At 71.7% G+C, this 11,837-nt stretch carries 8 protein-coding genes; 4 read left to right on the forward strand and 4 right to left on the reverse strand.

Annotated elements, in window-relative coordinates; all coding sequences use genetic code 11:
- Nucleotides 1–63: 63 nt before the first annotated feature.
- Both KGD87_RS12270 and KGD87_RS12275 read left to right on the forward strand, forming a co-directional pair.
- Nucleotides 64–939 (forward strand): hypothetical protein, encoded by an 876-nt coding sequence (locus tag KGD87_RS12270; protein WP_284667632.1) that lies wholly within the window; start codon nt 64–66, stop codon nt 937–939.
- Nucleotides 940–1,062: 123 nt separating this feature from the next.
- Nucleotides 1,063–2,337, forward strand: a complete 1,275-nt coding sequence (locus KGD87_RS12275) for an SGNH/GDSL hydrolase family protein (RefSeq protein ID WP_284667633.1) — start codon at nt 1,063–1,065, stop codon at nt 2,335–2,337.
- A 14-nt stretch (nt 2,338–2,351) separates the two neighbouring features.
- Here the strand turns inward: KGD87_RS12275 and KGD87_RS12280 are convergent, their stop codons facing one another.
- A complete protein-coding gene (locus KGD87_RS12280; protein WP_284667634.1) occupies nt 2,352–3,065 on the reverse strand; it encodes a hypothetical protein in 714 nt (237 codons plus the stop codon).
- Nucleotides 3,066–3,098: 33 nt separating this feature from the next.
- Nucleotides 3,099–5,768 (reverse strand): phosphoenolpyruvate carboxylase, encoded by a 2,670-nt coding sequence (locus KGD87_RS12285; protein WP_284667635.1) that lies wholly within the window; start codon nt 5,766–5,768, stop codon nt 3,099–3,101.
- A 238-nt stretch (nt 5,769–6,006) separates the two neighbouring features.
- Here KGD87_RS12285 and KGD87_RS12290 point away from each other — a divergent pair, with 238 nt between their 5' ends.
- The gene (locus KGD87_RS12290) at nt 6,007–6,501 is read left to right on the forward strand and encodes a hypothetical protein (RefSeq protein ID WP_284667636.1); all 495 of its coding nucleotides are present in this window, start codon (nt 6,007–6,009) and stop codon (nt 6,499–6,501) included.
- 7 nt (nt 6,502–6,508) lie between these two features.
- On the opposite strand, the gene KGD87_RS12295 is transcribed toward KGD87_RS12290, so the two are convergent.
- Nucleotides 6,509–9,058, reverse strand: a complete 2,550-nt coding sequence (locus tag KGD87_RS12295; protein WP_284667637.1) for a DEAD/DEAH box helicase — start codon at nt 9,056–9,058, stop codon at nt 6,509–6,511.
- Between the two features lie 210 nt (nt 9,059–9,268).
- On the opposite strand from KGD87_RS12295, the gene KGD87_RS12300 reads away from it, so the two are divergent.
- Nucleotides 9,269–9,991 (forward strand): hypothetical protein, encoded by a 723-nt coding sequence (locus KGD87_RS12300; RefSeq protein ID WP_284667638.1) that lies wholly within the window; start codon nt 9,269–9,271, stop codon nt 9,989–9,991.
- A gap of 89 nt (nt 9,992–10,080) precedes the next feature.
- Here KGD87_RS12300 and KGD87_RS12305 read toward each other — a convergent pair whose 3' ends face one another.
- Complete coding sequence (locus KGD87_RS12305) at nt 10,081–11,805, reverse strand: SulP family inorganic anion transporter (protein WP_284667639.1); 1,725 nt, start codon at nt 11,803–11,805, stop codon at nt 10,081–10,083.
- Nucleotides 11,806–11,837: the final 32 nt, after the last annotated feature.

Below are 11,837 nucleotides of genomic sequence, written 5' to 3' on the forward strand. Positions count from 1 at the left end.
GGGGCCCCCTCTATCGAATTCGGGTGCCTATGTCCTCGGGTACTTCCCTGGGAGAGCTCTGGAATGCGTTTGGACCGCCTGTATGTGTTGACTGGAACCCTGGCGTTGGCCCTCTGGGCGGCGGCCTGCAATGGCGGCAACGGGCCGGGCCCCGGCGGCCAGGGAGACGCGAGCACCGATGGAGGCGGGACCCCCACGGTGGACGGCGGCGGAACGGACGCGGGCGACGGCGCGCGGGACTTCGCCTGCAATGTGGCGCGGCAGGAGGGCTGTGCCGACGGCCAGGACTGCTACTTCGCGGACCTGGCGGACGGCGGCACCGGCAGCCGCTGCTTCGAGGCGGAGTGCGACGTGGTGGCCCAGGACTGCGCCCAGGGCCAGCGCTGCACGTATGCGGCGGAGAATGGCGTCACCCAGCGGCGCTGCGTGGCCCCGGGCTCCGCGGACGAAGGCGCGCCCTGCACGCTGGCCCCCACCGACGGCGGCGTGGCCTATGACACCTGCCGGCAAGGCTTGTTCTGCCGCGAGGCACCTGACGGCGCGGGAAGTGGCTTCACCTGCCAGCGCCTGTGCCATGCCACGACCCACTGTGGGAACACGAGCGAGTGCAACACCGTGCTCCGCCTGGAAGGCACCGACGAGCTGCCGCTGGTCTGCGGTCCGCTGTCCACGGCGTGCAACCCCTTTGGAGATGATTGCGAGACCCCACTCAGCTGCTACCCGTCCACGTCCGGCCCAGTGTGCGCGGGCAGCGGCAACCGGACGGAGGGGCAGTCGTGTGACTTCAGCAATCAGTGCGCGCCGGGGAGCGCGTGTGTGAACGCGGGAGGCGGCCTCACCTGCCGTCCGCTCTGTCAGCCCGGTGGCACGCCCGCCTGCCCTGCGGGCAGCTGCCGAGCGTTGGATGGCAACCCAGGCGTGGGGGCTTGCGTCCCCTAGACACCCGGCCGGTCGCCGTGGAGGGCGGCCAGACAGGCGAGGCTTCGGAGGCGGAGGGTTCCCAGACGGCCGGCTGGCAGGGCACGGTGTGGTGTGCATCCTGCAAAGCCGGGAGGGATGGGAATGGGAATGAAGCCGGGGTGGCGAAGGGTCGTCGTTTGCGCGAGCAGCGCGCTGCTGGCATGCGCTGGCGGCGTGGCGGACTCAGCCGACGGGGACCTGCCGCCAGACGACGACCGCCACACTTCCACGATGGAGCAGCACGCGCCGGACGCGTCCCTGGAAGTCGCGCCCGTGCTGGTGCTGAACGACGGGCGGCAGGTGCAGGCCGCGCCGCCCTTCGCGCCGCCGGCGACGTCATTCCAACCGGGCTTCCATCAAGCGCTCCGCGCGTCCCACTCAGCGGGAGGCGTGACGACCTTCCGCATGCGCGTGCCGGTGGCGCGTGACGGCGGGCGTCTTCGCGTGACGTTCCGCTCGGGCGACGGGAGCATGACGCTCGTGCGTGCCACCGTGGCCCATGCGGGCGCCAATGGCGCGCTGGTGTCCACGCCGGTGACGCTCACCTTCGACGGCGGGGAGGGCTTCACCGTGCCCGCGCGCTCGCGGAAGACGTCGGACCCGGTGGACTTCCCGGTGGCGTTCCGGGACGAGCTGGCCATCACCTTCGAGGCCCGTGGCGCGCTGGCGGCCAGCGCCATCAGCGCCTTCCCTGGCAGCTTCGCGCGCGCGGGGAACCATGCGCTGGTGACGGGCGCGCTGGGCGGCACCCTTTTCGACCGCGCCGTCGGCGTGGCCACCGTGGACGTGGAAGGCCCCACGGGCCGCGCCTTCGTGGCCATTGGCGACAGCATCACCGAGGGCTATGTCGACACGAAGAACGACACGCGCGACGCCTGGCCCGCGAAGGTGGAGGCCGCGCTGGGCGTGCCCGTGGTGAACGCGGGCGTGAGTGGCCAGGGCTTCTACGACGCGCTGGCGCTGCTCGACGGCGAGGTGCTGGCGCTCCAGGGCATCACCGACTGCGTCGTCCTGCTGGGCACCAACGACCTGGGCGACAAGGACTCCCTGTCCGTCATCCAGGCGCGGATGAACACGCTGCTGAGCCGGCTCGCGCCCTTCTGCCGCACCTGGGTCAGCACCCTGCTGCCCAAGGAGAAGTCGAACCACGCGCCCTACGAAACGGTGAAGGCCCAGCGGCTGGAGTTCAACACGTGGGTCCGCGGCGGGGGCACCGGCCCGGACATCATCGACCTGGAGGCGGTGACGCGCCAGCCGGCGGACGTGCACCTGTTCCTCGACGGGCTGGAGGTGGACGGCATCCATCCCAGCGTCGAAGGCCACCGGGTGATGGCGGACGAAGTCACGCGCGTGCTGCGCGACGAGGGCGGCCTCTAGCCGCGCCGCCGCGCTCAGCCCTGGCGCGCGCCGAGCACGCCGTGGAGCACCAGCAGCTCCGCGAGCCCCGGCGGCGCCAGCATCCAGTCGTCCTCCGTGGGCACCCAGCGCACCGGGGCCCCGGCCCCCTCCAGCAGGCGGTTCACCTGGAGGAGCAGCGGCTCGAAGGTGGAGACGGGGGCCTCGCGGCTCCCCTCCGGTGCCGACACGTCGTGGCCGCCGGGCTCCAGCCGGAAGGCGGCGCGGCCTGACTGGGGCGTCACCTCGAAGCCGGGCAGGTACGGCTGCATGGCGGCCTGGAGCCGCTCCAGCAGCGCGCCATCCTCGTAGGGGTGGGACAGCTCCCAGTCGAAGAAGGTGGGCAGCTGCGCGAGCAGCTCCTGGTGCAGCGGGTTGGCGCGGCTGTGCCGCCAGTGGTGCTCGGCCAGGTCATAGGCCGTGGCGGGCACGCGCAGCTCGAACTTCTCCAGCTTCGCGAGCAGCTCGCCCATCCGCTCCACCAGGTCCGCGGGCGGCTCGGCCCGGGACACCCAGCCCCAGTCCGCCACCGACTGCCCGCGCCGCTGGCCCTCCACCCGGTCCCCTTCACGCAGTTGGAGCGGGGGCTCCGGGGCCTCCTCTTCCGGGTACAGCCCCGCGTGCAAGAGGGGCCCGCCCGCTTCGGGCCGCAGCCGCGCGAAGCGGTGCACCGGGTTGACCTCCACCACGCTGAACGTCTCCCTGGCCATCGCAGCCTCCTCGGATGTCCGATGTCGCGGAGCCTACCCGGTGTTGCGCATGCCAGCGGCGATGCCGTTGAGCGTGAGCAACAGTGGACGGTCCACCTCCGCATGGCCCTCGCGCTTGCGCTTGAGCAGCTCCACCTGGAGGAAGGACATGGGGTCCACGTAGGGGTTGCGCAGGGAGATGCTGCGCTGGAGCTGCGGGTTGTTGTCGAGCAGCTTCGACTCGCCCGTCAGCCGCTTCACCTGCCTGCGCGTGCGCCGGTGCTCCTGCTGGATGCGCCGCCACAGCGACCGGGTGGCGGGAGGCGCCAGCGACGCGTAGCGCCCGGCGATGGCCATGTCCGACTTCGCCAGCACCATGGTGACGTTGTCGATGACGGCGCGGAAGAAGGGCCACTCCCGGTACATGCGCTTGAGCTGCGCCGCCCCACCCTCCTCCTTCGAGAAGGCCTCCAGCGCCGAGCCCACGCCGTACCAGCCCGGGAGGATGGCCCGGTTCTGCGTCCAGCCAAACACCCATGGAATCGCGCGCAGCGTGTCCAGCCCCCCCGCCTTGCGCTTGCTGGGGCGCGAGCCGATGGGCAGCGACGCAATCTCCTCCACCGGCGTCGCGGCGGTGAAGAACGGCAGGAACTGCGGGTCCTCCCACACCAGGGCGCGGTACGCCTTGCGCCCCGTCTCCGCCAGCGTGTCGAACACGGCGCGGAAGGCGCGCTCGGCCTCGGGCTCCGGACGCGGCTGGGCGTCCAGCGTGTGCAGCAGCACGCCGCCCAGGATGAGCTCCAGCGTGCGCCGCGCCAGCTCCGGGCGCGCGTACTTGTGGTCCAGCGCCTCGCCCTGCTCCGTCGCCTTGTAGCCACCCGCCACCGCGCCGGGCGGCAGCGCGAGAATCGCCTCCTGCGCGGGGCCACCGCCACGCGCCACGGACTCGCCGCGGCCGTGGAACAGCCGCAGCGGGACGCCCGCTTCACGCGACACCTCCGTGAGCGCCACCTGCGCGCGGTACAGCGCCGCGCTGGCCGCCAGGAGTCCCACCTCCTTGCCGGAGTCGCTGTAGCCCACCATCACCTCCTGGCCACCGCGCACGTCCAGGTGCTCGCGGTACTCCGCGTCCGCGAAGAGCGTGCGCAGCACGTCCGGGCCCGAGTCCAGCGCGCCCAGCTGCTCGAACAGCGGCACCACGTTCACCGTGGCGCAGCCCCGCTGCGCGTCCCACAGGCCCGCGTGCTTCAAGCAGCGGAAGGCCGCGAGCACGTCCTCGGCGGTGCTGGCCATGCTCAGGATGAGCGTGCGGCACGCGGGCTCACCCGACTCCGACTGGGCCTGCTTCAGCCGCGCCAGCACTTCCAGGAGCCGCGCCCCACCCTCCGTGGGCGCCGGGCCCCCATTGAACGAGCCCGCCGCGCTCACCGCGTCCTCCGCGGGCGCGCGCACCTCCAGCTCCGCCAGCGACAGTCCCAGCGCGAGCAGCCGCTCCCGGACCTGCCGCACGTCGCGAAGCCCCGCGTGCGTGCCCTTCGACGCCTCCAGCGCGCGGCCCAGCACGTCCAGGTCCGCCAGCATGGCCTCCGGCGTGCGGTAGGCGCCCGGCGGCATGGGGACGCTCGCCCCGGCGCGCTGCTGCGTCACGTAGTGGAGCGCGCGGTGCAGCCGCTCCTCCATGAAGCGCAGCTTGTGCCGCAGCGGCTCGCCCGGGGTGCGGGGGCCGTAGCGGCGCTCGGCGTCGGGCAGCTCCTCCGCGTCCTTCGCCACCGAGCGAAGCAGCTCCTCGGACGGCTTCGCGTGACGCTCCGACTGGGACAGCCGCCCGCCCAGCCGCTCCAGGTCATGGAGCAGCCGCCGCAGTCCTCGGGCCCGGTGCGCGCGCAGCGTGTCCGCGAACACGTCGGGCGTCACCAGCGGGTTGCCATCCATGTCCCCGCCCACCCACGAATGGATGCGCACGGGCGTATCCACCGGCCCCAGCGGCTCGCCGTAGGCGCGCTCGAAGGCCCAGTCCAGCAGCTCCGGCAGCAGGGACAGCTCGTCGGCGAGCACCTCCTCCACGTACCAGAGGGCGTTCTTCACCTCGTCGCCCACGGTGGGGCGCTCGCGGCGCAGCTCGTCCGTCTGCCACAGGAGGGTGATTTCCTCGCGCAGCAGCGCCAGGTTCACCGAGGACTCGCGCGGCGTCAGCTCGCAGCGGTCCCGCTCCTCCAGCAGGCCCGCCATGCGGTAGAGCTTCTCCAGCAGCGTGCGGCGCACCGCCTGCGTGGGGTGCGCGGTGAGCGTCAGCGTCACGCGCAGGGTGCGCACGGCCTCGCGCACGCGCTCCGCGGGCAGGCCCGCTTCCTTGAGCAGGAGCAGCGTGGCCTCCAACGAGCCGCGCTGGGGCCTGGCGGACGCGGCCTCCGCGTGGGTGCGGGCGCGGCGGATGCGGTGGTGCTGCTCCGCCAGGTTCACCAACTGGAAGTAGACGGAGAAGGCGCGCAGCACCGGCTCGGCCTGCGCCAGCGGCAGGCGCTGGAGCAGCTCCGCCAGCTCGGCCGCCACCGCGCGCCGCCCGGCCACGGGGCCCCGGCGACGCTGGATGGAGAGGCGGCGCACCTCTTCTTCCAGGTCGAAGAGCGCCTGCCCTTCCTGTTCGACGAGGACTTCTCCCAGGAGCCGACCAAGCAGGCGGACATCCCGGCGAAGCGGCTGATCCACGGCACGCAGTCGGGCCATATGGTGCGACGGTAGCCGCTGAGCGGCGGCCTGGCCCGCATTTCCGCGCGAGAAAGTGACGAGCGCTCGCGAATCGCGGCGAGGTGTCTGCCATTCCCGACAGGCCTGGCCCGAAACACGCCTGCACGCGCCACGGCCCACCCCGTGGCTCCGGCGCCACACACCCGGCCGGTCCAGGCCTTGCACAACCCGCCTCCCGAGGGCCGCGAACGACACCGCGGCCAAGGAGCTTGTCGCCATGTGGACGATTCGGGGATGGAAGGTGACGTTGCTGTGTGGCTGGCTGGCCGCGCCGGTGGCCTTGGCAGAGACGGCCATGCTTGACGGGGTCCCGCGAGAGGCGAGGGCCGCGCGTGGCGTGGAGCTGCTCCCCTCCGAGCCCCTGTTCCCCGACGCGGGCCCAGGCGAGCTGGACGGCCCCGTGCTTCGCTACGCGGAGCCAGTGTCCTGCCCCGCCGCGCCGGAGGGCCGGGTGTGGGTGGCCCAGACGCAGGCGTGCGACGACACTGGCTGCGCGTCGCTTACGACCGTGTGGGCGGGCGCGTGGACCGTCGAGGACGCGGGCCTGGAGGTGCGCTGCGAGACGGACCGCGTGGTGCTGGCCGCGGGCGACTGGCGGATGGTGCTCACGCCCGACGCGGGCGGCGAGCTGGAGGTGCGTGAGCTGACGCCGCCGGAGCCCGAGTCGCTGTCGGCGGCGCGTCCCTCGGAAGCGCCGGCCTCCGAGGGCTGAGCCCGGGCTACACGCTGATGCGGCGGAGCATCAGGATGGGGCCTTCATCCAGGCGCCTGTCCCGCAGGTCTATCTCGCAGTCGATCATCCAGTCGCCGTGCCCTTCCGGGTCGATGATGCGCTGCTGGGTCTCCCACAGCCGCGTGCCCGCCTCCTTCAGGAAGGTGTTGGCGGGCTTGCGCGCCTGGGGCGTGAGCACCACGACCTTGTGCTCCTCGAAGTACGGCGCCATGGCCTGCTCCAGCTTGGGGGCCGTCCATTCGCCCAGCGCGTTGTCCAGCATGGACAGCGCGTCCAGGTAGCGCTTCTGGCCCAGCGCCTTGAGCAGCCGGTGCAGCTCCTCGCGCACCCGCGCGGCGAAGGCCTTCGGGTCGTCGGTGAGCTCCTTCGGCTTGAGCTCCACCACCGGCTTCGCCTCCACGGCGGCCTCCGGGTTGCGCATGCGCTCCCACTCATCCAGCAGGCTGGAGTCCACCTGCCGGAGCGTGGCGCGCAGGTGGTCGATGAAGTCCTCCACCTCCTCCGTGCGGAAGCGCTCCGGCACCGTCTGCACCAGCGTCTTGTATGTGTCATTCACATACCGCAGCAGCACGCCCTCACTGCGCTGGAGGCCGTATTCGCGGATGTAGTCCGGGAAGGACATGAACCGCTCGAACATGTCCCGGACAATGGACTTGGGCCGGATGTTCTCCTCGCCCACCCACGGGTGCTTCTGCGCGAACTTGTTGAAGGTGCCGTAGATGAAGTCGCGGTTGGGCTTGGGCCACTCGAGCTTCTCCAGCTCCGCCATGCGGTCGTCGTACTCCACGCCCTGCGCCTTCAGCTCGTTGATCTTCTCACCCTTGAGCTGGTGGAGCTGCGCGTAGAGCACCACGTCCGGGTTCTCCAGGATGGCCTCCACCAGCGACACCACGTCGAGCGCGTACGTGTCCGTGGTTGGATCCAACAGCTCCAACGTGTCGAGCAGGTACAGCGACAGCGTGTGGTTGAGGCTGAAGTCGTGCTGCATCTCCCCCGCCACCTTCACCGTGGCGCCCGAGCCGCCCTGCCCCTTCTCCACCTCCAGGATTTCCGCCTCGCGCAGCGTGCGGAAGTCGCGGGCGGCCTCCTTGAGGTGCCGGCGCTTGAGGTAGTCCGAGTCGTGGCTGCGCTGCACCAGCGTCACCAGCCGCTTGTACCCGCCGTTGCCTTCCGTCTGGTGGTCGCTCTGGAGCAGGTTGAGAATCATTCCGTGCGACACCGCGAAGCGGGACTCCAGCGGCTCCGGCATGCCGTTCTGGAGCCGCTCGAAGGTGCTCCGGTCGTACTGCACGAAGTTCTTCTGCGGCGGCTTGGCCTTGGGCGTCTTCTTCTTGCCCGCGGCCTCCTTGGCGGCCAGCTTGAGGTTCTCGATGACGTACTCGGGCGCCTGGGCCACCACGCTGCCCTGCGTGTCGAAGCCCTTGCGGCCCGCGCGGCCGGCGATCTGCTGGAAGTCGCGCACGCTCAGCGTGGTCAGCTTCTCGCCGTTGAACTTGAAGAGCTGCGTGAAGAGCACCGTGCGGATGGGGATGTTGACGCCCACGCCCAGGGTGTCCGTGCCGCTGATGACCTTGAGGTGCCCATGCTGGGCCAGCTTCTCCACCAGCAGGCGGTACTTGGGCAGCAGGCCGGCGTGGTGCATGCCGATGCCGTGGCGCAGGAAGCGCTGGAACTCCTTGCCGTAGGGCGTGTCGAAGGGCGCGTCCTGGAGCGCCACCCGGATGGCCTCCTTCTCCTCCTTGGTGGAGAAGTCCACGCTCATCAGGTTTTGCGCCTGCTCGGCGGCGGTGCGCTGGGTGAAGTTGACCAGGTAGATGGGGTACTTCCCGCGCGCGATGAGGTCTTCAATCGTCTCGTGCAGCGGCGACTCGCGGTAGTCGAAGTCCAGCGGCACGGGGCGCTCGGCGCTGCGCACGGTGGCCACTTCCCGGCCTGAGAGCTTCGCCAGGCTCTCCTCGATGACGTGCGTGGGGCCCAGCGTGGCGGACATCAGCAGGAAGGTGGTGTCCGGCAGCGCGATGAGCGGCAACTGCCAGGCCACGCCGCGCTCGCGGTCCGAGTAGTAGTGGAACTCGTCCATGACGACGTAGTCCACGCGGGCACTCGCGTCTCGCAGGGCCAGGTTGGCGAGGATTTCGGCGGTGCAGCAGATGATGGGCGCGTCGCGGTTGATGCTCGCGTCGCCGGTGAGCATGCCCACGTTCTCCGCGCCGAAGGCGTCGCAGAGGGCGAAGAACTTCTCGTTCACCAGGGCCTTGATGGGGCAGGTGTAGAAGGAGACCTTCCCCTCCGCCATGGCCTTGAAGTGGAGCGCCGTGGCCACCAGCGACTTGCCGGAGCCGGTGGGCGTCTTGAGGAACAGGTGCTTGCCCCCCAGCAGCTCCAGGATGGCCTCTTCCTGGGCCGAATAGAGGCTCAAGCCATTGGCCGCCACGTAGCCGACGAAGCGGTTGAGGATTTCGTCCACGTCCAGGGGCGGTTCGCCCTTCTTGGGGAGCAGCGCGGCGAGCGGAGCTTGGGTTTCAGGGGTGGCCATCACCTGCCGACAATAGGCGGCGCGCCCGTCCCCCACCGGGAAAATCGCAATCGGAGGCACGGGGCGTGAAAGAAGGCCACCTGGAGGGGTGTCCGCGAGTCCCAGGGCGCAAGGGCCGGGAGCGCGATACCCGGGCCCCGGCCCCCTCCCTACCGTTGCCCCTGGACTGAAGGTCAGGGGGTGGGGATGCGGGGAACCGTCAGAAAAAAGATGACGCGCCTCAAGCGCGCGGCGCTGCTGGGAGGCCTGGCTTCCGCGCCCTGCCTCTGGAGCGGCTGTGAGCAGCAGCGGGGCCCCACGGAGGACGCGCCTGGCGGCGCCGAGGCCCCGGGTGTCGCGGGGCTGGAAGGCGGTCCACCGACCGTCACGATTCCCGTGGCCGAGGGCGGACCTGACGCCGCCGCGTCGGCCCAGGCACCAGGCCACGCCGGCACGGGTACCCACGGCGGGACAGGCAGCCAGAGCGCGCGCGGAGACACACTCGGAAGTGTCCCGAGGGACAGCGGCGGTCGGACGGGTGACAGCAGCAGCGGACCGACGGCTGGCGACAGCCGGAGCGGTGGTGACAGCGGCGCGCGGGACAGCGACAGCCGGACCGGTGGCGGCAGCGGCGCGGGCCGGGGTGGCTTCGGAGGTGGGGGCAGCCTCATGGGAGGCCACAGCGCCACCGGTGGGGGCAGCCTGTCGAGCGGCAACAGCGTGACGGGCGGAACCAGCATGACCGGGGGCGGCAGCAGCACCCGTCACGGCGGCGGCGTCACCTCCGGCGGCAGTGGCTCGGGTGGAAACACGGGCTTGCGCGGCGGGGGAACCAGCGGGGACGGCTCGGCCACGGGAAGTGGTGGGCTGGACAGTGCCAGTGGCGGCGACGGCGCGTCCGGCGATGGCAGCGACCCGGGAGGCTCGCGGTCCGGTGGAACGCTGGGGCTGTGACGCCACCTCACCGCGACGCGCGTTGCCCTCGCGCGGGATGAGCGGGCCGTGCCGCCCATCCCGCGCGCTCAAGCCCAGGGTGACGCGGCCTACGTCGTCGGCTGCGTCGTCTGGATGATGGGGGCCTGCCCCCCTTGCTGCTTGATGTCCTCCAGCACGTCGTTCATCGACGACATCAGCGCATGCGGCCCGGTGCCCGTCCACGTCCCGGCCTCCTGGAGCATGGCCTCGACGCCGCCGCGCGCGCCCACCACGATGACCCGGCCGCCTCGGACCGCCAGGACCTCCGACAGCTCGCGCACGGTGCGCAGGCCAGCGGCGTCCATGTACTTCACGTCCGACAAATCCAGCACCAGGTGCCGCGGCCAGGGCGGACCCTGAAGCGCCGCGCTCAGGTTGGCGGCGGAGCGGACATCCAGGTCGCCGCGAACGCGCAGCAACTGCATGGGGGGACGTACGTCCAGACCCTCGCCACTGGAGCCAAGGGGGCGGAAGAGCGGGCGCCCGTCGGTGCGGAGCAGGTGGCTGCGCACGTGGGCCTTGGGCGGCGAGAAGAAGCTGCGCGCCAGGGAGAGCAGCACGCCCGCGGCCAACCCCGGCAGGAAGCCCAGCGAGGCGATGAGCAGCGCGGTGGCGACCGCCACCATGGCCTTGCCGGCGTTGTCCATCCACAGCGCGTGCAGCCCGCGGAAGTCCAGCAGCCGGGTGCCCACGACCACCAGGATGGCGGCGAGCGCGGCCATGGGAATCCGGGCCACCAGCGCACCGGCGAGGATGCAGGCGGCCAGCAACATCACCGCGTGCAGCACCGACGCGGCCCGCGTGCGCGCGCCCGCCTGCACCGACACGGACGAGCGGACGATGGCGCCCATCACCGGCATGCCGCCGAACAGCGCGGACGCCGTGTTGGCGAAGCCCTGGGCCACCAGCTCCTGGTCCCCATCCGTGCGGTGGTCCGTCGTGCCGGGCAACTGGTCGAGCGCCCGGGACGCGAGCAGCGAGCCCAACGACGCCAGCACCGTGAGGGCCAGCACGTCCGGCAACAGGGCCGCGAAGTCCAACCCCGCGAACGAGGGCAGCACGGGCATGGGCAGCCCCGTGGGCAGCGCGCCGACACGCGCCAGCCCATCAGAGAGACCGCCGGCGAGCGACGCCGCCGTGGCCAGCACCAGGCCCACCAGCACCGCGGGAATGGAGCGGTGGAGCTTGGGGATGGCGAGCATGCAGGCCACCACCAGGGCGCCCACCACCACGGAGGCCCCGTGCACGGACCAGCCGGGCCAGAGCTCCGGGAGCACCATGGAGCGCGCAGAGGACGCGCCTCTGGAGGCACCGAGCAGCCGGGGAAGCTGACTGTCGAGCAGCAACAGTCCAATGCCCGCGGTGAAGCCTCGTGTCACCTCGGCGGGCATCCACTGCGCCAGCCGGCCCGCGCGCGCGAACCCCAGGACGAGCTGCAGCGCGCCGCACATCAGCGTCGCGGCGACGACGCCCGCGGCGCCGTGCCTGGTGGCGATGAGCAGGACGGTGGGAACGAGCGCGGCTTCCGGCCCCGTCACCTGGAGCCGGCCGCCTCCGAGCAACGCGGCCACCACACCGGCCAGCGCGCCAGTCACCAGTCCCACTTCCGGCGGAAGCCCGGAGGCCACCGCCAGCGCGAGGTTGAGCGGCAGCGCGACACAGGCCACCGTCAGCGCGGCGCCCGCATCACCCGGTAGCGTCCGGGGGGACACCATCTGCTTCCACTCCGTCCACAGCTGCCTCGGACGGTCCGTCCATCCCCGGGGAGTCTTGAGCGTAGGTGTCTCGACCATGCCCGGGCTGTCTTCATGGAACGTGCCGAACG

It is taken from the genome of Myxococcus sp. SDU36, assembly GCF_030168875.1.
Classification (GTDB): Bacteria; Myxococcota; Myxococcia; order Myxococcales; family Myxococcaceae; genus Myxococcus; species Myxococcus vastator.

What these genes read in the sequence shown, in the direction of transcription:
- KGD87_RS12305 (WP_284667639.1), bottom strand. Translation starts at nt 11,805, where the DNA reads ATGGTCGAGACACCTACGCTCAAGACTCCCCGGGGATGGACGGACCGT.
- KGD87_RS12280 (WP_284667634.1), bottom strand. Translation starts at nt 3,065, where the DNA reads ATGGCCAGGGAGACGTTCAGCGTGGTGGAGGTCAACCCGGTGCACCGC.
- KGD87_RS12290 (WP_284667636.1), top strand. Translation starts at nt 6,007, where the DNA reads ATGTGGACGATTCGGGGATGGAAGGTGACGTTGCTGTGTGGCTGGCTG.
- KGD87_RS12295 (WP_284667637.1), bottom strand. Translation starts at nt 9,058, where the DNA reads ATGGCCACCCCTGAAACCCAAGCTCCGCTCGCCGCGCTGCTCCCCAAG.
- KGD87_RS12300 (WP_284667638.1), top strand. Translation starts at nt 9,269, where the DNA reads ATGACGCGCCTCAAGCGCGCGGCGCTGCTGGGAGGCCTGGCTTCCGCG.
- KGD87_RS12275 (WP_284667633.1), top strand. Translation starts at nt 1,063, where the DNA reads ATGGGAATGAAGCCGGGGTGGCGAAGGGTCGTCGTTTGCGCGAGCAGC.
- KGD87_RS12285 (WP_284667635.1), bottom strand. Translation starts at nt 5,768, where the DNA reads ATGGCCCGACTGCGTGCCGTGGATCAGCCGCTTCGCCGGGATGTCCGC.
- KGD87_RS12270 (WP_284667632.1), top strand. Translation starts at nt 64, where the DNA reads ATGCGTTTGGACCGCCTGTATGTGTTGACTGGAACCCTGGCGTTGGCC.